Genomic DNA, 21,729 nt, shown 5'->3' with positions numbered 1-21,729 from the left:
AACCGGCTCAAAATTGCACCTTTTGTTGAGCCGGCCCTATTTGAGAAGTAATGCTTATCGCGAATCTCTTGATTTGGTCTTGAATAAATGAATGTGGTCCAGCGCTTTTCCCGTTCCGATCGCAACACAATCCAGCGGATTTTCAGCGATGATCACCGGCATTTGCGTTTCTTCACTGATGACTTTATCCAAATTGCGCAGCAAAGCACCCCCGCCTGTCAGTACAATGCCTCTGTCCATGATGTCAGCGGCTAATTCAGGTGGTGTTTTCTCTAAAGTGTTTTTCACGGAATCCACAATTGCAGAAACGGTGTCGCTTAATGCTTTGGATATTTCCTCAGCTGTAATTTCAATCGTTTTCGGTAATCCAGTCAATAGGTCACGGCCGCGAATTTCCATGTTTTCTACGCCTTCCGTGTCTCCAGCAGAACCAATTTCCATTTTGATCGCTTCAGCAGTACGCTCACCGATCATCAAATTGTAGTTCTTACGGATGTAAACGATAATGGCATCATCCATTTCGTCACCGGCAATACGGATCGATTGGCTTGTAACGATTCCGCCAAGTGAAATGATGGCCACTTCCGTCGTTCCTCCGCCGATATCAACGACCATGCTTCCTGTAGGCTCCCAAACAGGAAGGTCCGCACCGATCGCTGCTGCAAACGGTTCTTCGATAGGATATGCGTCACGGGCCCCAGCTTGTCTAGCTGCATCGATGACTGCACGCTGCTCAACTGCCGTAATTCCAGAAGGCACACAAATCATGACATATGGCTTGTTGCCGAATACGCCCTTCTTTTGAGCTTCCTTCATATAGTACTTCATCATGGTAGCCGTCGTTTCATAATCGGCAATTACTCCATCCTTCATCGGGCGTAGGGCAACCACGTTACCAGGTGTACGGCCGATCATGTTTTTCGCATCGTTTCCGACTGCAACGATTTGCTTTGTATCTGTTTGCACAGCTACAACCGATGGTTCACGTACTGCGATGCCTTTTCCCTTCACATAGACAAGCGTATTCGCCGTTCCTAAATCAATCCCTATATCTCTAGCTCCAATTCCAAACATTATGGTATCTCCCTTTCGTAAACAAAAATGCCTTTTTATAAGTTCAAATAATAATTTGTCGTTTTTTGACAATAAGAGTTTTGAAAAAGTTTCCTCTTTTAAAAATCATAAACAATATTATATCGTATCGTCAAAAATTTTGATAGTGTCATAAATAACCTTTTTCCTTCAAGCTAACATATTTATGCTCCCCGATGATGATATGGTCCAATATTTCAATCCCGATTATTTTACCACATTCGACTAACCTTTTCGTCACTTCAATATCTTCTCTGCTGGGAGAGGGGTCTCCGGAGGGGTGGTTATGAAGACAAATGATAGAGGCAGCTGACCTTTTGAAAGCCTCTTTAAAGACCTCGCGTGGATGCACGATCGAGGCATTGAGGCTGCCGATGAATACCGTAGTTTTTTGAAGCACTTGATTTTTCGTATTTAAATAGAGACAGACGAAATGTTCCTGTGATAGAAACCGCATTTCCTCCATGCAATAATTAGCTCCATCTTCAGGGGAACGAATCACATAACGGTCTTGATCATTCAGATTGTTAATTCTCCTGCCAAGTTCGACAGAGGCCAGGATTTGTATCGCTTTTGCTTCACCAATCCCTTTAATCACGATCAGTTCTTCCACAGACGCTTCTTTTAGCAGGCGCAGGCCCTTGAAGGAATTGATGAGCCTGCAGGATAGTTGCAGGACAGATTCTTCCCTTGAACCCGTCCTCAAAAGCAAAGCAAGCAATTCCTGATTGGAGAGGCTTCTCGGCCCGTCCTGCAGAAACCTTTCGCGCGGCCTCTCTTCTTTCGGGTAATCCCGTATTAACATTTTTTCGCTCAATAGATCAACCCTTCCTTAAAAAAGGGAAGATGCCAGAGGAAATCAGGTTATCCTAACTCTTCCTGCATCGCTTTAAGTTCCCGGGCCAGTCTTGAGACCGGAAGCCCGACGACTGAGAAATAGTCCCCTTTGATTTGTTCGACAAGAAGAGATCCGTATCCTTGAATCCCATAGCCGCCAGCTTTGTCAAAAGGTTCCCCGCTATCCAGATAACGTTCGATTTCAGCTTCTGGCAGCTCCCAAAATGTCACTTCCGTTTTTTCTGCGAATACTCTGCGATGCTTGCCGAATAGGATGGCGACACCTGTGTATACTTCATGTGTCCGTCCTGATAACATTTCCAGCATTCTTTTTCCATCCGCCCGGCTTGCCGGCTTACCCAAAATCTCACCATCTAGGACTACAACGGTATCCGAGCCGATTACCCAGCTTTCCTGAAACTTTGCTGCGATGGCTTCCGCTTTACGGGATGCCAGTTCTTTCACCGCTGCATCAGGACACATGTTTTCATCAATACTTTCATCAATATTGGAATTCATGCTTTCAAAGGGGATTTGAAGAAATTGCAGAAGTTCTTTACGACGTGGTGATGAAGAAGCTAAAATCAATGGCTGCATAATATAAAAGTCACCTTTCTTTACATAGGGAGATACATATCTATCCTATCAAATAATGGTGCAATCCACAATTATTGTTTACTAGGAATCGACAAATGCCTGTAAGTATTTCCCGGAAAATAAAAAAGGTGTCACAGATGGTTTCATATTGGGGAGCTTGTCCCATTAGGCAGCCCCCCTTTTTTCTTTACTTAACTCGATATGTTTTGGTAATTCAATAAAAAACTCAGAAGACTTTCTTGTGCCTGGAATAGCTTTTCTTCATTTTTGGAAGTCTCATATTCATCAATCGACTTTGCCGCAGCAGTCAGGTCATCGTTCAACTTTGAAAACCCCGGCGATAATTTCCCCGCCTTCAGTTCATCCATGTTTTTTTTCAGGGCTTCTTCGTTTACCGTCCCTGCCTTTCCACGAAGCTTTGTTGCGGATGTTTCTGCCAACGAAGCATATACGGTCTTCATCTTGTCGAGGGTTTTCTCATCTTCTTGGCTTGTCCCTGCCGCTTCAAAATTGATTTCCTTCCAATATACATCTACATCATATGACTTTAAGAACAAGGCCAGCTCTTTACTTGCAGCTAGACTCTCTGCCGATCCCAAGAATAGATAATAGCTGTCTTCCATTTTGAAAATTTCAGCAGGAACCTGCTTTTCAATGATTTTCTTTTGTATTTGCCTTGCCGCATCCTCGCTGCTGAATACTCCTCCCTGTACAAGGAATGTCTTCAGCTGATTTACCGGTTCAGTCACTGCCGGTTTTTTATCTTCAACAGTGGCTTCGGTTGGAATCGGGGTCTCGACCGAAGATACTTCGGCTTTTTCCTTTGTAATCGTTTTAACGGCGATCAAGCCAAGAATCGACCCAAAAAAAACAGCACAAATGACAGCGATCATGAATGTCTTGATTGGTCTTTTATCCGAGCTTTTCAGTGAACCGGTACCAAAACCGATGAGCTTCGGCATTTTCTTCTTTGGCGGTGAGGGAACCAATACGATCTTGTTTTCATTTGAATCCTCAGGGAGTATCCATTCGAAACTCTCATCTGTGTGTTCCTGTTCCTGCTCCTCGCTCGCCGCCTCTTGACTTTCAATCTTTTTATCGGCAAATACTTTTTCTTCCCCATTTATTTTAATCGTTACACCCTTGCTTTGTCCCGGCTTGCCCAATTTTTTTCCTCCCCTCCAGATCATTTTTTTCATCCTAACATAGAGGTAAAAAAAAATAACAAGACTTTTGTCGTCTTGTCATTAATAGGTTTCGTCAAATTTCCCTATTCATATATGGGTAACAAAAAAGGAATTCCAGGTACTGGTACTTTCGCTTCATGAACCATTCAATTTCACCTCTCACCAATTACATATATCCCTCCATCATTTCATATACTCTTGAAGCCAAATGGGGATAGTTCCCTACTGCGCTATTGTTCAGGTGATTTTTGACAAATTCCTCTTGGATCAGGATGGCCCTTTAAGCTCATCTTAAAAATGTTACATACCAATATAAAAGGGAATCGCCCCAAAAATAAGCAGTCAATGTCCCAAAAACGATATACGGTCCGAAAGGAATAAGGGTTTTCTTTTTTAGGATTCCGGTCTGCAACCCGATGATGCCAAGCAACGCCCCATAAAAGCACGCAAAAAGCAACGATAGCAGCACCATCTTCATTCCCAATACGAAGCCAATCACTGCAAACAGCTTGATATCACCGCCACCCATGCCCCCCTTACTCACGACAGCGATTGATAACAGCAGGCTAAAGCCAACAGCTGCCCCGACAATTGTATCCCACCAGGGCGTCAGTGGAAATGAGACTCTTAAAACGATAAAAATCACCATAAAGAAAAGCAGTATTTTATCGGGTATGAGCATATAGGCGACATCAGTGACGAAAATGATCATAAATAATGAAATCAATGTCCAGCCAACCATGAGTTCGCTCGACCAGCCAAGGAATATTGGAGCAGAGGCAAACAAAACACCGGTCAGCATTTCCACTGTCGGATAAAGGGGGGAAATCCTTGCTTTACAGCCCCGGCATTTACCGACTTGCAACATATAAGAAATAACCGGTATCAACTCGAAGAATGTCAATGTACGCCCGCAAGAGGGGCAGGAGGAGCGCCGATTTGCAAATGAATGACCAGCTGGAACACTTAAACCGACAACATTAAAGAATGAGCCTAAAATTAAGCCCAATACGAAGAGATAGATATAGATAGCCATCATTTATTCAAAGTGCATGAGGATTCGATTGCCTTTCTTTGAAACCCTGATATAAAAGTCCCTTCAGCCATGTAATTAACAATTGGGTTCTTCATGATCATTCCTTCCTCCCGTCATTTTATTAAGTAGATCCTACTATTCATCAATCATATTGAATTCAATATATAAACATATTTTAACAAATATACTTGGTGATTTGTTATCAATCATTCTATTGAAGTTTTTTCTTTTCAAGAGACTCTGATAACAAGAGGACCTTGAAAAAAGGTCCCCTCAGGCTACTCATTAAGTTGATCATCCACTAGTTCTCTCTGCGTAGTAAGGAATTACAATTGGTCCACCGGATCCCATTAGGCATCTTCTCTGATTAGGAACTCCCTTACAAGTGAAAGGAAATGAAGGGACCCCGTAATAACAAGAATCTCTTTATCCCCTGTTTTCCTTCTACCTTCCGTTATTGCCGCCTGCCAATCCTTGTTTATGCTTTTATTTGGATGACTGCATTTTTCATAAAGCGTTCTCGCATCCGCCGCCCGTTCATGGTCGAATTCGGTAATGATGATTTCCATCGCCCCCGTTTCCAGTCCATGAAGCATCTCGGAATAGTTTTTATCTTTAAATGAGCTGAATACGAATCGGTACTTATAGTCGGGGTAATGCACTTTTAGCGTTTCCTTCAGTACGTCGATGCCGGCAGGATTATGTGCACCATCAATGATCACCAATGGCTCATCCGATATTTTTTCAAAGCGTCCATCCCATTTCGCTTCCCCTATTCCTTTAAGGATGCTTTTTTCATCGATATTTTCCATTCCTACTGTGACAGCTGCAATAGCCAGTGCCGCATTCTCCATTTGATGACGGCCTAGCATCCGCATTTCCACATTTTCGATGGTCCTGTCGGCAAGCGAAAATGAGAAACTTTGCCCCCGTTCACTTTGCTTCAAATTGCCAACATGAAAGTCTTTACCTAGTTGGTAATAAGGTACGCCTAAAGATGACGCTTTTTCTTCAATTACTTTTGCTGGTTCCCCGGCTGTGACTCCGCTGATGACCGGCGCCCCGCTTTTAATGATGCCCGCCTTCTCAAAAGCAATTTCCCCAAGTGTGTTACCCAGGATGTTCGTATGTTCCAAAGAAATCGAGGTAATGATCGAAAGAAACGGCTGGATTACATTCGTTGTATCAAGCCTGCCTCCCAAACCCGCTTCCATCAAAACCAAATCGACTTCCTTTTTGCTAAAATAAGAGAATGCCATTGCAGTCAAAATTTCGAACTGAGTGGGACCATTCCCCTTACTGTCCATCTCATGGATGATCGGCCAAAGCTTCTGGAAGACAGCGATAAAATCCTGATCACTGATTTCATCCTCATTTATCTTCAGCTGTTCATTCATCCGTATTAAATAAGGAGAAGTGAAGGAAGCGAACCGAATCCCTTGGGCAAGCAGGATTTCTTTAATATATTGCAGTGTCGATCCTTTCCCATTGGACCCTGCAATATGAATATACTTTAGCGCCTTGTGCGGGTCACCTAATTCAGTTAACAATGTTTCCATCCGTGACAGGCCAAAATTCATGCCCAATTGAACTTGGCGCCGTTCAAAAAAATGATTGATTTCTTTCATGGTTGTAACCATTATCGTGGAGCCTCCTCTTTCTTTATACCGCTCTTATGCGTTAAGATTATTTTATCAATATATGAACGATTAACCTAGATGAAAGGTAGTGTTTTACCATGAAACCTTCAGATTTTCACTGTTGGATTGTCGTCAACGGCTATTTACAGCATGATAAGTTTTCCAGTTTAGCTTTGTTCATTAAAGAGGCGGCTGAAAGGAAAGATATCATGGCAACCCTTATCCGCAATTCAGATCTCATTCCCATAATCGAAAAAGGAGTGCCACTGCTTAAAGGAACCTTTGATAAGCTGCCAGATTTTGTGCTGTTCATGGATAAAGACATTCATTTGGCACGCCATTTGGAATTGCTCGGCATCCCCGTATATAACAGCAGTACAGCAATCGATATTTGCGACAGCAAAGCAAAAACACATCAAGCATTAACAGGGCATGGCATACCGATGCCGAAGACCTTATTTCCCCCTTTTACGTACGAAGGGATTGAAAGGGTCAATATGGAAGCTTTTATCCAAATCGGCAATGAACTTGGATATCCTCTTATCGTAAAGGAAGCATACGGTTCTTTTGGGGAACAAGTATATTTAATCCATACAAAGGATGAGTTACTAAAGACGGTTCGTAATCTTGGCCACAAACCATTTATACTCCAGGAATTCATCGAGCACAGTAAAGGTCGGGATATTCGCGTGAATGTCGTGGGCAATCAAGTCATAGCAGCGATGCAACGTCATTCCGAGCAGGACTTCCGAGCTAATATGACTGCCGGGGGGCAGGCTGCACCATATATACCCACCAGTGAAGAAGCACAACTTGCCATTCGATGTGCGCAAATTCTGGGTGCCGACTTCGCTGGCGTCGATTTGTTGTTCGGTGAAGAAGGTCCGCTTTTGTGCGAAGTGAATTCCAATTCGCATTTACTGAACATTTATGAATGTACAGGCATCAACATCGCTGATAGCATGTTCGATTATATCTTGAAAGAATTAGGAAAAGGAAGTGCATCTGATGAAAAGACAAGCAGGCTGGTTGATTTATAACCGTGAGGATGCCTTGAAAAATAAAGGATACATAGATTGGATGCTTAACGAAGCCAGTAAGCTTGATCTTGATTTACACTTTCACTTTCGGGAAGACCTTAGGATCGGTCATCGTTTCAGCAAGTTGTATGTAGAACATGAGACACGGCCAATTTCATTGCCAGACTTTGCTATCGTCCGGACCATCGATCCTTTTTTTACAAAGCAACTTGAGCAACTGGGGATTGCTTGCTTTAACTCCTCCTTCGTATCGGAAATCGCGAATGACAAAGCAAAGACGCATCAATATTTGTCCTCGCTGGGGATACCAATGGCCGATACCGTATATTGTATCGGAAGGCCGAGTGCCGATGACATGGAGCTCCCTTTCATTGCTAAAGAAACACGCGGCCGCGGCGGGAAACAAGTATATCTAATCGAGCATGCCGATGATCTAGCCGAACTGAATGATGGAAATTGGATAGTCCAAAAACCTGGCTTATTCGGTAGGGATATCCGCGTTTTTGTGGTTGGTAATAAAGTGAAGGCTGCTGTACTCAGGGAATCCGCTTCCAGTTTCAAGGCAAATTATACGCTGGGCGGATCTGCTTCTCTATATGAGCTGACTGCATCTGAATTAGCCCTTGTTGAAAGAGTAATGATGTCGTTTGATTTTGGCCTGGTCGGCATCGATTTCATATTTGCCGAAGATGGCAGCCTCATGCTGAACGAAATAGAGGATGTCGTCGGGAGCCGTACATTAAGTGCACTAAGTGATATGAATATCGTATGGGAGTACCTTACATTCATAAAAGAAAGAATATCCTCCAAACGGAATATTTTTCTTGAATAGCGTTTAAACAGAAAAAGGATGAACCGGCTTCAAGCTGGTTCATCCTTTTATTTTACAGTTGTTTCAGTTCATTGATCCTGTGGATTACAGAGTCGCGTTTTTCGCTATAGTCTTTTTCCTTGGCACGTTCTTCTTCGATGACGCTTGCCGGCGCCTTTTTAACGAAGCCCTCGTTGCCTAATTTTTTCTGTACACGCTCAACTTCTTTATTAAGTTTGTCGAGTTCTTTTTCAAGACGTTTCACTTCTTCGTCAATATTGATCAGTCCTGTAAGCGGAAGGATTAGTTCTACGCCAGTTACGACAGCGGTCATGGCTTGAGCAGGTTCTTCGACTTCGATTCCGATCGTCAATTGTTCAGGATTACAGAAACGCTCGATATAGCTGCTGTTTTTCTGTAATGTCGCTAAGATTGCCTCATCTTTCGCTTTTAAAATCAAATTGATTTTTTTGCTTAGCGGTGTATTCACCTCAGCACGGATATTACGGACGGAGCGGATGATTTCAACAAGCAGCTTCATTTCCTCGGCTGCCGCTGTATCTGTCAACTCTTCATTCACTTCCGGCCAAGCGGCAACAGTGATGGACTCACCTTGATGCGGTAGGTTCTGCCAGATTTCTTCGGTAATGAATGGCATGAACGGGTGTAACAATCTCATTGTGTTATCCAGTACATAAGCCAAGATCGAGCGCGTCGTTTTCTTAGCCGCTTCGTCTTCTCCATATAGCGGAAGCTTCGCCATTTCAATATACCAGTCACAGAAGTCATCCCAAATGAAGTTGTAAAGCACACGGCCCACTTCACCAAACTCATAACGGTCCGCAAGTCTGGTTACGTTGGAAATCGTTTCATTCAGACGCGTCAAGATCCATTTATCGGCTACAGACTTCTCACCGCTTAAATCGATTTCGTCATAAGTCATGCCATTCATGTTCATCAAAGCAAAACGGGATGCGTTCCAAATCTTATTGGAGAAATTCCAAACTGCTTCGACTTTTTCCGTACTATAACGAAGGTCCTGGCCTGGCGAACTGCCCGTAGATAAGAAGTAACGCAGGGAATCGGCACCGTATTGATCGATGACATCCATCGGATCGACGCCATTGCCAAGCGATTTACTCATCTTGCGCCCCTGTTCGTCTCGAACCAGACCGTGGATCAGCACATCTTCAAATGGTCGTTCACCTGTGAACTCAAGAGCTTGGAAAATCATCCGCGATACCCAGAAGAAAATGATATCATAGCCTGTCACAAGTGCCCCGGTTGGATAGTAACGTTGGAAATCGACACTGTCCTTGTCAGGCCAGCCCATAGTCGAGAACGGCCATAATGCCGAGCTGAACCATGTATCAAGGACATCTGTATCTTGTTCCCAGTTTTCAGCGTCCGCAGGCTCTTCATGACCTACATACACTTCACCTGTTTCTTTATGGTACCAGGCTGGAATGCGGTGACCCCACCAAAGCTGACGGGAAATGCACCAGTCGCGGATATTTTCCATCCAATGCAGGTACGTTTTTTCGAAACGGTCCGGTACGAAATGAACTTTTTCCTCATCGGTTCCTTTTTGAAGCTCAACGGATGCATCAGCCAGCGGCTGCATCTTAACGAACCATTGAGTCGAAAGATATGGTTCAACAACTGCACCGCTTCTTTCTGAATGGCCTACTGAATGAAGGTGATCTTCGATTTTGAAGAGTACTCCTTCTTCCTGAAGGTCCTTGACGATTTGTTTACGGCATTCAAAACGGTCCATGCCTTCATATTTACCGGCCTTTTCATTCATCGAGCCATCTTCATGCATGACAAGGATGCGCTCCAAATCATGACGGTTCCCGATTTCGAAGTCATTCGGGTCATGAGCCGGAGTAATTTTGACCGCGCCTGAACCGAATTCCATATCGACATAATCATCACCGACAATCGGGATTTCCCTGCCTGTAATTGGCAAGCGGACCTTTTTGCCGATCAAGTGTTTATAACGGTCATCTTCAGGGTGTACGGCAACAGCAGTATCGCCAAGCATCGTTTCTGGACGGGTGGTGGCAATTTCAATTTCACCCGATCCGTCAACCAACGGATATTTCATATGGTAAAATGCGCCCTGCACATCTTTGTAAATGACCTCGATATCGGATAACGCCGTTTTCGTTGATGGATCCCAGTTGATGATGTATTCGCCGCGATAAATCAAGCCTTTGTTATAAAGCGAAACGAACACTTCACGCACTGCTTTTGAAAGCCCTTCATCAAGAGTGAAGCGTTCACGTGTATAATCAAGTCCAAGACCAAGCTTTGACCATTGTTCACGGATATGGCTTGCATATTCCTCTTTCCATTTCCATGTCTCTTCCACGAATTTTTCACGACCAAGGTCATAACGGCTTACGCCTTCCGCACGAAGTTTCTGTTCTACTTTCGCTTGAGTGGCGATACCGGCATGGTCCATGCCTGGCAACCATAAAACATCATAGCCTTGCATCCTTTTCATGCGTGTCAATATATCTTGAAGTGTCGTATCCCAAGCGTGGCCAAGATGCAGCTTACCTGTAACGTTAGGCGGCGGGATGACAATCGTATACGGTTCTTTTTTATCGTCACCCGTCGTTTCGAAAAACTTTCCATCAAGCCACCATTTGTAGCGGCCTTTCTCTATCGTCTGCGGATCATATTTAGTCGGCATAGAAATTTGGTTCTCTTCCATATCATTTCCTCCTTTTTGGGCATAAAAAAAACTTCCATCATCACAAAAGGACGAAGGAAGTTGTTCGCGGTGCCACCTTTTTTCCGAAAAAGAAAAAAATCTCTTTCGGCTCTCAAATCGGATAACGGCTCTTCACCGGCCTTCGCTACTAAGTGGTTCACGAAGACTGCTCGCGGACGACTTCGGATGCTGCTGCCTGGAAACCTCGCACCAATTTGGTTTCCTCTCTGAAAAGTGCATTTCATCTTACTATTTCCGGTCTTTGCATTGATTTATATTCATATGTAAAAACATTGAATGCATATAGTATATAGTACAAAAAACATGGGGTTCCAGTCAATCATCTTTTCGCTTACTTTCTCAGGAATCATCCCATTTGATGCATTCAAGTTCATTTTCTTTATTTTATCCACCAGGAACAGTGAATGTGACGGCTGTTTCACCTTTTTCACTGCCCACCCATAGAATATAAGAAGTCCTAAAAAGGAAGGTAATAATATGAAGCGAAGATATACTCCCTATACTTTACCGCCTTGGGTGAAAAAATTCCGCGGTGTCTGCCAGCAGTTCATCGTCCCCTTTATCGTATTCCAAGGATTACGTACGCTGATTTTCCCGACATTCTTCGATATGCTCCTGCTGATCGCCTTTATTTTCCTGGCCATGTCTTTGTATTTCGACTGGATTTAATTCTTCCCTTAAAGCAAAAAAATATACATGACTGGAGATCATCCAATCATGTATATTTAGCTTGGGGGTGATTGTTCTTCTTTGGCAGCCTCGGCAGCAGCCTTCTTCTGCTGTTCGATTTCTTCGATTCTCATCACCATATATTCAATATTTTTCAAAGTCCAAAATTGCCGCTGCAGTTGAGTAACATTATCAAGCTCTGAACGATGGCCCCTGCCATCGGAATAACCCTTCACTAATTCCAAAGCTGATCCAGGGAATGCCAGATAACTTTGCATGAGCAGCAATTCTTCTTCTTTCAACGGAAAATAACGAAAATAGTTATATAGCCAGTCAACACAGTCATCGCATTGGACAGGATAGGTCCTAGCCGATTTAACGAGAAATGGCAGTAAATCGAAATGCGGCGGAGCCGTATTCGAATTCTCAAAATTGATGAAGTAGCCATATCCCCGCTCATCATAAACGAAATGCTTCAAAGAAACCTTTCCGTGCGTTACCACGGTTCGAACCTTTTCACTATCCTTCGTTTTTTCATACCAGGTTTCAAACTTCTTAATCGAGTACTTCAGCGCCTGTGAAATATCAGTGTAGAAAGAACAAACCGTCAGTTCGAATGGAGACATATACCACTTCTTTTCACAGCTGACAATATACTCATCCATAAAGTCCTTTTCGTTATTCCAGGCATCAAGCGTCCGCTCATAATGGGCTTCCCGTTCCTCAATATCCACTTGTATTTCCTTAACGGAAAGTGTATGCATCCGAGCAAGCTCCCTGAACATTTGCTTATGCTTTTCATCGCGCTCCCCGTTCCTTTCATCATTGAGCCAGGGCATCAGATAATACAAATGTCCATTATGAAGAACGGCGTAACGCTGATCCATCGTTTGATAAATGGGGACGATTCGATTATAGCCGCGATGGTACAGTTTTTGAACATTTTTGATAAAATCAATGCCGTTCTGCGGTACCATGGATTTCAAGGCAAATGTACCGCGATCACTGTATACTTTTTTTACACGCCCGAAGTCCTCAATATATTGTACATTCATGGCATATTCCTTCAATACGGTCTCCGTGTCCCGATCCCGATTGGCAGGCTGCTGATTCTCGTTTTCCCTCACGAGACCCACTCACTTTCTCTAAAAAAACTAAACAATCCGATTCCTCTAGCATTTAAAAAACAGGAGCAGAGCATACGCCCTGCTCTCTGTCCTGATCAATTCTTATACGCAACCGCCTTCGGTATATAAATGACTTGCCCTTCATGGACGTTCTGATTCGACTCCAATTCATTGCTGAAAAGTATCGATTGAACCGTAACATCATATCGTTGAGCCAAGTCATCAAGCGTTTCCCCTTGCTGAACAATGCAAACCTTCATCCTTACCAGTTCTTCTTCTTGTTTCCGTCCGAATAAATCCATGATGGAAAGCTGCTTTTCATCATGATCGGCCGTTTCTTTTTCATCACGTTCCGCTGCTTGTTTCCTGCCTTTGAAATTCTTACCCTCCTTAGCTTGAGGCGCAGGTCTTTCCCTCTTTTTGAATAGATCGCTTATGGACGAATTGGATTCCTCTTCCTGCTCCACCTTCACATTCTCATTAAGGATAGGACCCGCTGTAACGGCATCTTCTTCCTGCCGGATGACATCCTCGGTTTCTAAATTTGAAACTGGGCTACTTTGATGTTTGGTTGCTTGACCTGGCTCTTCTACTACTTCTTCTTCTATAAATGTCACTCTAGGAATTTCCGTCTTCTCCGTGGAATCCTGCCTGCTTGGTTCTTCCTCCAATTTCGCCTCTCCCATGAAAGGGACCTTTTCCGTGGAGTCAGGCGGATCACCAATTACTTCTTCCTCTACAGCTTCAGCTTCTTCCTGTCTATGCACTTCCGTTTCCCATTCCTCCTCTTCAGGATATGGTGAAACGGGAATTTCAAAAACGGGAGCATTATGCTGATCGCTTAAATAAATAGGTTCTTCTTCTTCTTCTTCGTTTGCTTCAGAAACCCGTTTTGCCTCTGCAGAAAAAGGCGCGTATAACTCTTCTTCCTCCTCATCACGGAAAACAGGCTGAAAATCCGGGATTGGCGGCACTGCAGCTGCATAAGGAATATATGACTCATTTTCCCCATCCGTTTCTTCCTGATCCTCCGTTTCCCCAACTTCCTGTTCAGTATCGAACCGTTCTTCCACATATGAATCATTATAGATTCCGGTTATCAAAAGGTCCGCCTGCAATTTCAAGCAGTTATGCTCTGGCATGGCATAATCAAAGCTTTGAATCGAGACATCGACCTCATCCAAAGAGGCAATCCGATTATTCGGAATCGTTATATCAACCGGAAAACGGTGTGTGAACTCATTAAGTCCATTGAGATGCCTCTCGACCTTTTGAACCGCTTTTGGCAAAAAGGTCTGCGAAAACTCCTCTTCTTCACCATTTTGCGAGTCTTTGTATTCACCGCTTAAATCCAACGAGCCTCGTATAAAAACATATTGATCACTTTCTTGAATCGACACATTTGGATCAAGGGAAATCGAATATAGCTCAGCCACTTCCTGTCCCTTCTGGAACCAAACGGATTCCTCTAAAGAAAATCGTAAATACGATTCATTTTCTTGCGACAAGACAACTCCTCCTTTCAGCTTCATGAAACGGTACCTATACCAATATCAATCTATGAAGGAAGGAAGCTGTTTATTCCTTAATTTAGTTTGCAACACTCCTTAGACATTCCCTGAACCTTTTAAAAGAAGGAGATTCAATTTTCAGTCTAAAATTAAGCTGGATTGCATCAACCCGCTTCGACATGAAGCCATTTAATCGGCCTGCAGCCCTATTAAATCCACTTCAGCCTATTAATTCTGCTTTCTACCAATTATTTCGATCTACCCCTAATTAATTCATTCTTCTACCAATCGATTCGGCCGTCAACGCGTTTGATTCGGTTCTTCCACGTACTGATTGAATTCAAAAAAACTGGCTACCTTTCTCCAAAAGTTTTTGGAAAAATGGTAGCCAGTTCAAATTTATCAATATCGAATTTCGCGGTAGCTCATGAAGCCTTGAATCATTTTTTTAATTTGGCAAAAGCCTGTTCTGCAGCTGCAATGGTTTTTTCGATATCTTCATCACTATGTGCAGTGGAAAGGAATAACCCTTCAAACTGTGACGGCGGCAAGTAGATGCCTTGATTCGCCATTTCCCTATAGTAGGAAGCAAAGAACTCTAAATCGGATGTTTTTGCTGTATCATAGTTTACGACTTCTTCATTAGTAAAGAAAAGTCCAATCATGGAACCGGCACGGTTGAATGTATGGGGAACTCCGTACTTTTCCGCTGCTGCTCCAATTCCTTTTTCGAGCATATCCCCTTTTCGGGTGAACTCATCATAAGATTCTGGAGTCAATTGGCTCAGCGTTTCAAGGCCGGCCGTCATGGCAAGAGGGTTACCTGACAATGTTCCTGCCTGATAGATTGTCCCGCTCGGGGCAATTTGTTCCATGAATTCGCGCTTGCCTCCGAATGCTCCTACTGGCAAACCGCCGCCAATTACTTTCCCAAGGCAAGTCAGGTCAGGTACGATTCCAAAATAGCCTTGTGCACAATTATAGCCGACACGGAACCCTGTCATAACTTCGTCAAAGATCAATAGAGCCCCGTATTGCGTCGTCACTTCACGTAAGCCTTCGAGGAAGCCAGGTTGTGGCGGAACCACGCCCATGTTCCCTGCAATAGGTTCTACGATGATACAGGCGATATCTTCGCCAAATTGTTCAAACGCATATTTGGTTGCAGCAAGATCATTATATGCTACGGTTATCGTATTTTTTGCAATGCCTTCCGGTACTCCAGGGCTATCCGGTAAACCTAATGTTGCAACACCGGAACCCGCTTTGATCAGCAATGAATCGCCATGGCCATGATAGGAACCTTCGAATTTCAGGATTTTATCACGGCCTGTAATGCCTCGTGCCAGCCTTAGCGCACTCATCGTCGCTTCGGTTCCTGAAGATACCATCCGGATCATTTCAATCGAAGGCACCCGTTCAATGACCAGCTTGGCCAGTTCATTCTCAATCAGCGTAGAGGTTCCAAAGCTTGTACCTGACTCCGCTACTTTTTTCAATGATTCCACGACACGGTCATTCGTGTGACCCAGGATGAGCGGTCCCCATGAAAGAACATAGTCGATATATTCATTTCCATCGATATCATACATTTTTGAGCCTTTTCCACGCTCCATGAAAATGGGATCCATGTCCACAGATTTGAAGGCGCGTACCGGGCTGTTCACGCCGCCTGGCATCAAATTTTTTGCTTCGGCAAACGCTTTTTTCGATTTTTCATATGACCGCATGATTCAATCCCCTTTTCAATTACAGGTTATATTTTATATCATTGATTATCTTCGTTTATCCAGCGTGCTACCTCTTTTGAAAAATACGTAATGATCAAGTCGGAACCTGCGCGTTTCAAGCCTGTCAGCATTTCCATCACTATCGCTTTTTCATCAATCCAGCCATTTTGGGCAGCAGCCTTGACCATTGAATATTCACCGCTGACATTATAGGAAACAATAGGAAGATTAAAGTTATTCTTAACGTCCCTGATGATGTCCATGTAGGAAAGGGCTGGTTTCACGATTAGGAAGTCCGCACCTTCAGCAACATCGGATTCAGCTTCACGAAACGCTTCAAGGCGATTGGCGGGATCCATCTGGTAAGTTTTCCTGTCTCCAAATTGCGGCGCACCATTCGCAGCATCACGGAATGGGCCGTAAAAAGCCGAAGCATATTTCACCGCATAGGACATGATCGGAATATCTTCATAACCCGCTTCATCCAGACCTGCACGGATGGCCGCAACGAAACCGTCCATCATATTGGAAGGCGCAATGATATCTGCGCCGGCCTCTGCCTGGCTGATTGCCGTTTTGGCAAGAAGGTCAAGAGAAGCGTCATTGAGGATTTTTTCCCCTTCAACGACCCCGCAATGGCCATGACTTGTATACTCACACAGGCAAGTATCCGCTATGACAATAACTTCAGGATATTGTTTTTTAATAAAGCGGGTTGCCTCTTGCACAAGCCCGTTGTGATGGAATGCCCCTGTTCCCTGTTCGTCTTTATCATGATCAAAAGGGACACCGAATAAAATGACTGATTTAATGCCCAGACTCACGACTTCATCCATTTCGGCCCCCAGATTATCCATGGATAGCTGATAGATACCTGGCATGGAGTTGATTTCATTTTTCACATTTTCCCCGTCGATGACGAAGATCGGATAAATCAAATCCTCTTTATGCAATTGTGTTTCACGGACTAAAGCCCTCATGCCAGCACTTGCACGCAAGCGACGGTGGCGATTGAATGGAATGTTTTTCATTTGAAAGTTCCTCCCTTTTTACTTCTTTTCAAGATGAAGCGTATTAACTCCGCAACCATGGCATCCGTCGTATAAACATCTGGACAGACATCTACGGATAGCCCATGTTTTTCAGCCGTTTTAGCGGCAATCGGCCCGATGCAGGCAATGATGATCCGGTCTATGTATGTATCCAGTTCATGGCGTTTCATGATCTGTAAAAAATGATTGACCGTCGATGAACTCGTAAAGGTCATGATGTCGATTTCATGGTTCCTTATAAGCTGCACCAGTTTTTTTTCACTGCTTCGAGGAAGCACTGTATGATAAATAATCACTTCATCACAGGATGCACCGGCTTTCTTGATCGCTTCCGCAATAACCGCCCTTGCGAGATTTCCTTTTGCCAGCAACACGCGGGCCCCCGGATCAAGCAGGGTACTGAACTCCGCCACGAACCCTTCGGCAACAAATTGAGCTGGAACGAAATCCGCCTTAAATCCATGTCGTTTCAGGGCCGCTTCTGTTTTGGAGCCGATTACGGCTATTTTCGGAAGCTTCGAAGGCTGGTTTCCAAGAAGCTTAAAGAAGAAATCCACCCCATTTTGACTGGTCAGAATGATCCAGTCATATGTAAGCAACTCTTCAAACCGCTGTTGGACATCTTCCATATGATCAGGAAGAGTGAACTCAAGCAATGGCACAAGAAGCGGCGTTCCGCCATTTTTTTCGATCGATTCTTTTAAACCATCTGCCTGTCCTTTCCCTCTGGTGATTAATACCTGATAATCCTTAAGAGGTTGAACTGGATTCATTACTGATCAAGCTCTTCTTTTACGCGATCGATCAATTCTTTACCGCCCATTTCGCTAATTTGTTTGGCAGCAGCATGCCCAACCGCCTCGGGATCAGCACCCTCAACCATTTCTTTATATATCACCTTTCCATCCGGAGCAGCGACCAAAGCCGTCAAGGAAACGGATCCATTATCTTTTGCCACCGCAAATCCGGCAATCGGCACCTGGCATCCGCCTTCCATTTTATCCAAAAAGGCACGTTCCGCTTCAACCGTTCTTTTGGTTTTTTCACAGGTCAATTTCGCAAGTTCCGCCAGCAGTTCTTTGTCGTCTTCGCGGCATTCAATGGAAAGTGCTCCTTGTCCAACTGCCGGAATGCAAATATCTTCATCTAAAAATTCCGTTACGATGTCCTGCTCCCATCCCATTCTTGATAGTCCGGCTGCTGCTAAAATGATAGCATCATAATCTTCCGTTTTCAGCTTATTCAGACGGGTATCGATATTACCGCGAATCCATTTAATTTCAAGGTCCGGCCTTCTAGCCAAAATTTGCGCGCCACGTCGCAGGCTGCTTGTACCTATGATGGAACCGGGCTTCAGTTCGGAAAGGGTTTCATGGTTCTTTGAAATCAAGGCATCCCGATGGTCCTCCCTCGGTGGTATGCAGCCTATCGTCAAGCCTGGAGGCAGCACTGCCGGCATATCCTTCATACTATGTACTGCCATATCAATTTCTTTATCCAACATCGCTTGTTCGATTTCTTTAACGAATAAGCCCTTTCCGCCTACCTTGGAAAGTGTTACATCAAGGATTTGGTCACCCTTAGTGACAATTTCCTTCACCTCGAACTCGTATGGGACCCCAAGTTCTTTAAGTTGAGCGATAACCCAGTTCGTTTGGGTGATCGCTAATTTACTACGTCTAGAACCGACAATTATTTTTCTCATAGTTTCCTCCTATGTATTCCAAAAGTGGAATGTTGAAAGGCTTCCGAAAAGGAAAAAGTTAATTAACACAATCATGAAAGATCCAATATTCAGAAAGGCTAGCGTCCTTCCATACATTTGTTTCCGAATTTTCAAGTATAAAAACACACTGTAAGCAATAAGCAAAATAAATGAGCCGATGATCTTCATGTCCAGCCAGGATACCCCCGGGACTTTTATATAAGCCCATTGAATCCCCAGGATAAGGGAGACCACTAATAATGGAACACCTATAACTGCGAGGACATAAGACATATGCTCGAGCTTTGTTAAATCGCCGAGTCGAAGCAGGCGTTTTCCCCACTTCTTCCGTTTCAATAAATCATATTGAATTAAGTATAAAAGTGAAAAAACGAAAGAAAGCGTGAATGCCCCATATGATAGGATGGCAAAAGTGATATGTATGAGCAATAACTCTGAAACCAGGCGCTGTGCAAGCACTTGAGATTCTATCTGAACAGGTGCAAAGGTATGGATGGCCATAACCATGAAACCTAATACATTCGTAAAAAAGACCGTAAAATCGACTCTTAGCAAGCGGTTAATGATTAAAGATAGCGATATGAGGACCCATGCATAAAAATATAAGCCTTCAAAAATCGTCAATACCGGGAACCTTCCCGTTTTCAACACATACAGAAACAAAAAAATTGTTTGCAGTACCCAAACAATAGAAAGCAACCAGAAGGCGACCCTGTTCGCCTTCTGGTTATTATTAAGGAAATCAATAAAATATAAAAGCATACTGATGGCATACAACAAAACAGTGGCTTCATGCAATCTTGTCATTAGTAATTCCATATCTACCTCATTACTGGACAGGAACTGGATTCAATAGGGATGACTTGGAGCTGTTCCGTTCTTTTTCATCCGCAACCAGCTGGTCTTCAATCAATTCCTCTAAATGGAAGATTTTCACGAAATTATTCAATTGCTCTTTTGCATTCGGCTCATCTGCCAGTTCTTTTGCATAAAGAATCGGATCTTTCAACAGTTGGTTGATAATGCTTTTCGTATGCTTGTTCAGGACTTTTTTGTCACGTTCGCTTAAATGCGGAAGCTTTCTTTCGATGCTTTCCATCGTTTCCTTCTGTATTGATAGGGATTTTTCTCGTAAAGAAGAAATGACGGGAACCACACCAAGCAAATTAATCCATTGGTTGAAGTCCACAATTTCTGATTCAATCATCAATTCTATTTTCTCGGCAGCTTTTTTACGTTCTTCGATATTGGCTTGCACGATCCCTTCAAGATCGTCAATGTCATACAAGAAGACATTTTCCAGCTCACCCAGTGTTGGATCGAGGTCACGCGGCACTGCGATATCGACCATGAAAATAGGACGGCCTTTACGAAGCTTATTGACGAATGACATCATTTCTTTTGTTACAAGAAGATCTTTTGATCCAGTTGAAGTAATCAGGATATCAGCATCCACTAAAGCGCATTGCAGCTCTTGAAGCTGTTTCGCCGTACCATTGAATCTCTCGGCCAGGTCGACCGCTTTCTGGAAGGTACGATTAATGACTGTAATGCTGTCGGCGCCATTGCTATGCAGATTTTGAATGGCCAGCTCACCCATCTTACCGGCCCCAAGAATTAAGACATTCTTGCCGTTCAGGCCACCAAAGATTTTTTTTGCAAGCTCGACTGCCGCATAGCTGACGGAAACGGCATTGGTATTGATTTCGGTTTCCGAATGAGCTTTTTTAGCTAATGTAAGGGCTTGCTTGAAGAGATGGTTAAAAACGGTGCCGATCGTATCTTCCTTCTGCCCTAACAAATAGCTTGAACGTACTTGTCCCAAAATCTGAGTTTCTCCCAGTATCATGGAATTCAAGCCGCAAGTAACAGAAAATAAATGCTCGGCAGCCCCATCGCCTTCATAAATGAACAGATATTTAGAAAATTCTTCTTTATCGATATTAAACCATTCCGAAAGGAATTCCTTAATATAATACCTGCTTGTATGGAGCTGGTCACCGACCGCATATATTTCCGTTCTGTTACATGTTGAAATAATAATATTTTCCAAGATGCTTTTTTTATTTTTAAGAGCTTTCATTGCCTCGGCAAGTTCGGCTTCGTTAAACGATAGTTTTTCCCGAATTTCTACAGGGGCAGTTTTGTAATTTATACCAACCGCTAGAATATGCATCCTTTTGTTTTGCACCCCCAAAATTTTTCATGTAAATTTATTATACCATGTACTAAAATGGATTCACGCAAATAATATGAACAGTTTATGAAAACGTATGCTACCATGAAAAGACAGCCAAAACGCCTGAATGCTACAAAAGGTGTCTAAGCGGGATTTGTAAGTTACATACATATTTCGACATTGTGTACAAAAGTACCATATCAAAAATGGCAAAAAACTTCAAGTAATCGAACTGCATAGGAGGATAAAATGAAAACGCATCGTATTTTCCCAGGAATCGTTTTAATCGGTTTCGGGCTCTATTTTTTTCTTGAACATTCCCAAATCGAAATCTTTCCAGGCTTTTTCAGCTGGCCCACTTTATTATGTATAGTTGGTGCCGCCTTCCTGATTCAGGCATATAGCGGTAATGACCATGAGTCCATCCTGCCAGGCGTCATCTTACTGGGATTCGGTTCTCACTTCCACATCGCCGAGAACCTGGAGATTTGGCCGGATAATATAGGTATCTTTATTTTAATCATCTCACTAGGATTTATTCTCCGGGCACGTAAAACAAATTCTGGAATGTTTCACGGGATGGTAATATTCATCGTCTCGATCACATTCTTATTCTATGATAAAATCACAACGTCTTTCGGGATTGTTGAAACAAGCACCGCGAACATCGAAAGGTTTTGGCCATTTGCCTTGATGGCGATCGGCATTTATTTTCTGGTTCGAAAAAAGTGAAAATTACCGATTCCATA

19 protein-coding genes and 1 other annotated feature are annotated in these 21,729 nt (G+C 43.4%); of the genes, 4 read left to right on the top strand and 15 right to left on the bottom strand.

The window, feature by feature from the left end; translation table 11 throughout:
- Positions 1-54 precede the first annotated feature (54 nt).
- The 6 genes from ACIQ0C_RS00945 to ACIQ0C_RS00920 form a co-directional block, all read right to left on the bottom strand.
- A complete protein-coding gene (locus tag ACIQ0C_RS00945) occupies positions 55-1,074 on the bottom strand; it encodes a rod shape-determining protein (RefSeq protein ID WP_034308871.1) in 1,020 nt (339 codons plus the stop codon).
- Positions 1,075-1,222: 148 nt separating this feature from the next.
- Positions 1,223-1,897 (bottom strand): RadC family protein, encoded by a 675-nt coding sequence (gene radC / locus ACIQ0C_RS00940; RefSeq protein ID WP_403057079.1) that lies wholly within the window; start codon positions 1,895-1,897, stop codon positions 1,223-1,225.
- A 59-nt stretch (positions 1,898-1,956) separates the two neighbouring features.
- Positions 1,957-2,526 (bottom strand): Maf family protein, encoded by a 570-nt coding sequence (locus tag ACIQ0C_RS00935; RefSeq protein WP_403056063.1) that lies wholly within the window; start codon positions 2,524-2,526, stop codon positions 1,957-1,959.
- 191 nt (positions 2,527-2,717) lie between these two features.
- Complete coding sequence (locus ACIQ0C_RS00930) at positions 2,718-3,692, bottom strand: hypothetical protein (protein WP_403056060.1); 975 nt, start codon at positions 3,690-3,692, stop codon at positions 2,718-2,720.
- A gap of 307 nt (positions 3,693-3,999) precedes the next feature.
- Positions 4,000-4,752, bottom strand: a complete 753-nt coding sequence (locus tag ACIQ0C_RS00925) for a prepilin peptidase (RefSeq protein ID WP_403056057.1) — start codon at positions 4,750-4,752, stop codon at positions 4,000-4,002.
- Between the two features lie 347 nt (positions 4,753-5,099).
- Positions 5,100-6,389, bottom strand: coding sequence for a bifunctional folylpolyglutamate synthase/dihydrofolate synthase (locus ACIQ0C_RS00920; RefSeq protein ID WP_403056054.1), 1,290 nt, complete (start codon positions 6,387-6,389; stop codon positions 5,100-5,102).
- 98 nt (positions 6,390-6,487) lie between these two features.
- Between ACIQ0C_RS00920 and ACIQ0C_RS00915 the strand changes: the two genes are divergently transcribed.
- Both ACIQ0C_RS00915 and ACIQ0C_RS00910 read left to right on the top strand, forming a co-directional pair.
- Positions 6,488-7,429: an ATP-grasp domain-containing protein gene (locus tag ACIQ0C_RS00915; protein WP_403056051.1), complete on the top strand. Its 942-nt coding sequence runs from the start codon at positions 6,488-6,490 to the stop codon at positions 7,427-7,429.
- The gene (locus ACIQ0C_RS00910) at positions 7,398-8,261 is read left to right on the top strand and encodes an ATP-grasp domain-containing protein (protein ID WP_403056048.1); all 864 of its coding nucleotides are present in this window, start codon (positions 7,398-7,400) and stop codon (positions 8,259-8,261) included. Before ACIQ0C_RS00915 ends, ACIQ0C_RS00910 begins: the two co-directional genes overlap by 32 nt.
- A 52-nt stretch (positions 8,262-8,313) precedes the next feature.
- Here the strand turns inward: ACIQ0C_RS00910 and ACIQ0C_RS00905 are convergent, their stop codons facing one another.
- Positions 8,314-10,965, bottom strand: a complete 2,652-nt coding sequence (locus tag ACIQ0C_RS00905) for a valine--tRNA ligase (RefSeq protein ID WP_403056045.1) — start codon at positions 10,963-10,965, stop codon at positions 8,314-8,316.
- Between the two features lie 43 nt (positions 10,966-11,008).
- Positions 11,009-11,237, bottom strand: a binding site (T-box leader).
- A gap of 226 nt (positions 11,238-11,463) precedes the next feature.
- Between ACIQ0C_RS00905 and ACIQ0C_RS00900 the strand changes: the two genes are divergently transcribed.
- A complete protein-coding gene (locus tag ACIQ0C_RS00900; protein ID WP_377391689.1) occupies positions 11,464-11,655 on the top strand; it encodes a hypothetical protein in 192 nt (63 codons plus the stop codon).
- A 56-nt stretch (positions 11,656-11,711) separates the two neighbouring features.
- On the opposite strand, the gene ysxE is transcribed toward ACIQ0C_RS00900, so the two are convergent.
- From ysxE to hemA, 8 genes are all read right to left on the bottom strand, one after another.
- A complete protein-coding gene (ysxE, locus tag ACIQ0C_RS00895; protein WP_403056042.1) occupies positions 11,712-12,782 on the bottom strand; it encodes a spore coat protein YsxE in 1,071 nt (356 codons plus the stop codon).
- A gap of 95 nt (positions 12,783-12,877) precedes the next feature.
- Positions 12,878-14,290 (bottom strand): stage VI sporulation protein D, encoded by a 1,413-nt coding sequence (gene spoVID, locus ACIQ0C_RS00890; RefSeq protein WP_403056039.1) that lies wholly within the window; start codon positions 14,288-14,290, stop codon positions 12,878-12,880.
- A gap of 443 nt (positions 14,291-14,733) precedes the next feature.
- A complete protein-coding gene (gene hemL / locus ACIQ0C_RS00885; protein WP_403056036.1) occupies positions 14,734-16,023 on the bottom strand; it encodes a glutamate-1-semialdehyde 2,1-aminomutase in 1,290 nt (429 codons plus the stop codon).
- A gap of 38 nt (positions 16,024-16,061) precedes the next feature.
- Positions 16,062-17,054, bottom strand: coding sequence for a porphobilinogen synthase (hemB, locus tag ACIQ0C_RS00880; RefSeq protein WP_072273336.1), 993 nt, complete (start codon positions 17,052-17,054; stop codon positions 16,062-16,064).
- Positions 17,051-17,848 (bottom strand): uroporphyrinogen-III synthase, encoded by a 798-nt coding sequence (locus ACIQ0C_RS00875; protein WP_402835228.1) that lies wholly within the window; start codon positions 17,846-17,848, stop codon positions 17,051-17,053. Before ACIQ0C_RS00875 ends, hemB begins: the two co-directional genes overlap by 4 nt.
- A complete protein-coding gene (gene hemC / locus ACIQ0C_RS00870) occupies positions 17,848-18,780 on the bottom strand; it encodes a hydroxymethylbilane synthase (RefSeq protein WP_377391705.1) in 933 nt (310 codons plus the stop codon). Before hemC ends, ACIQ0C_RS00875 begins: the two co-directional genes overlap by 1 nt.
- A 9-nt stretch (positions 18,781-18,789) precedes the next feature.
- A complete protein-coding gene (locus ACIQ0C_RS00865) occupies positions 18,790-19,620 on the bottom strand; it encodes a cytochrome C assembly family protein (protein ID WP_048688893.1) in 831 nt (276 codons plus the stop codon).
- Positions 19,621-19,630: 10 nt separating this feature from the next.
- Positions 19,631-20,977, bottom strand: coding sequence for a glutamyl-tRNA reductase (gene hemA / locus ACIQ0C_RS00860; RefSeq protein WP_402835229.1), 1,347 nt, complete (start codon positions 20,975-20,977; stop codon positions 19,631-19,633).
- A 252-nt stretch (positions 20,978-21,229) separates the two neighbouring features.
- Here hemA and ACIQ0C_RS00855 point away from each other — a divergent pair, with 252 nt between their 5' ends.
- Positions 21,230-21,712, top strand: a complete 483-nt coding sequence (locus ACIQ0C_RS00855) for a LiaI-LiaF-like domain-containing protein (protein ID WP_402835230.1) — start codon at positions 21,230-21,232, stop codon at positions 21,710-21,712.
- Positions 21,713-21,729: the final 17 nt, after the last annotated feature.

The organism is Peribacillus sp. NPDC096448, assembly GCF_044762675.1.
GTDB classification, from domain to species: domain Bacteria; phylum Bacillota; class Bacilli; order Bacillales; family DSM-1321; genus Peribacillus; species Peribacillus frigoritolerans_B.
Note: the sequence above shows the minus strand (reverse complement) of the source record. Positions and strands in the feature narration are given on the sequence as shown.

Coding starts and splice junctions, on each gene's coding strand:
- ACIQ0C_RS00925 (WP_403056057.1), bottom strand. CDS start 4,752: ATGATGGCTATCTATATCTATCTCTTCGTATTGGGCTTAATTTTAGGC.
- ACIQ0C_RS00865 (WP_048688893.1), bottom strand. CDS start 19,620: ATGGAATTACTAATGACAAGATTGCATGAAGCCACTGTTTTGTTGTAT.
- hemC (WP_377391705.1), bottom strand. CDS start 18,780: ATGAGAAAAATAATTGTCGGTTCTAGACGTAGTAAATTAGCGATCACC.
- ACIQ0C_RS00910 (WP_403056048.1), top strand. CDS start 7,398: ATGAAAAGACAAGCAGGCTGGTTGATTTATAACCGTGAGGATGCCTTG.
- hemL (WP_403056036.1), bottom strand. CDS start 16,023: ATGCGGTCATATGAAAAATCGAAAAAAGCGTTTGCCGAAGCAAAAAAT.
- ACIQ0C_RS00915 (WP_403056051.1), top strand. CDS start 6,488: ATGAAACCTTCAGATTTTCACTGTTGGATTGTCGTCAACGGCTATTTA.
- hemA (WP_402835229.1), bottom strand. CDS start 20,977: ATGCATATTCTAGCGGTTGGTATAAATTACAAAACTGCCCCTGTAGAA.
- ACIQ0C_RS00905 (WP_403056045.1), bottom strand. CDS start 10,965: ATGGAAGAGAACCAAATTTCTATGCCGACTAAATATGATCCGCAGACG.
- radC (WP_403057079.1), bottom strand. CDS start 1,897: ATGTTAATACGGGATTACCCGAAAGAAGAGAGGCCGCGCGAAAGGTTT.
- ACIQ0C_RS00900 (WP_377391689.1), top strand. CDS start 11,464: ATGAAGCGAAGATATACTCCCTATACTTTACCGCCTTGGGTGAAAAAA.
- ACIQ0C_RS00875 (WP_402835228.1), bottom strand. CDS start 17,848: ATGAATCCAGTTCAACCTCTTAAGGATTATCAGGTATTAATCACCAGA.
- ACIQ0C_RS00935 (WP_403056063.1), bottom strand. CDS start 2,526: ATGCAGCCATTGATTTTAGCTTCTTCATCACCACGTCGTAAAGAACTT.
- hemB (WP_072273336.1), bottom strand. CDS start 17,054: ATGAAAAACATTCCATTCAATCGCCACCGTCGCTTGCGTGCAAGTGCT.
- ACIQ0C_RS00945 (WP_034308871.1), bottom strand. CDS start 1,074: ATGTTTGGAATTGGAGCTAGAGATATAGGGATTGATTTAGGAACGGCG.
- ACIQ0C_RS00855 (WP_402835230.1), top strand. CDS start 21,230: ATGAAAACGCATCGTATTTTCCCAGGAATCGTTTTAATCGGTTTCGGG.
- ACIQ0C_RS00920 (WP_403056054.1), bottom strand. CDS start 6,389: ATGGTTACAACCATGAAAGAAATCAATCATTTTTTTGAACGGCGCCAA.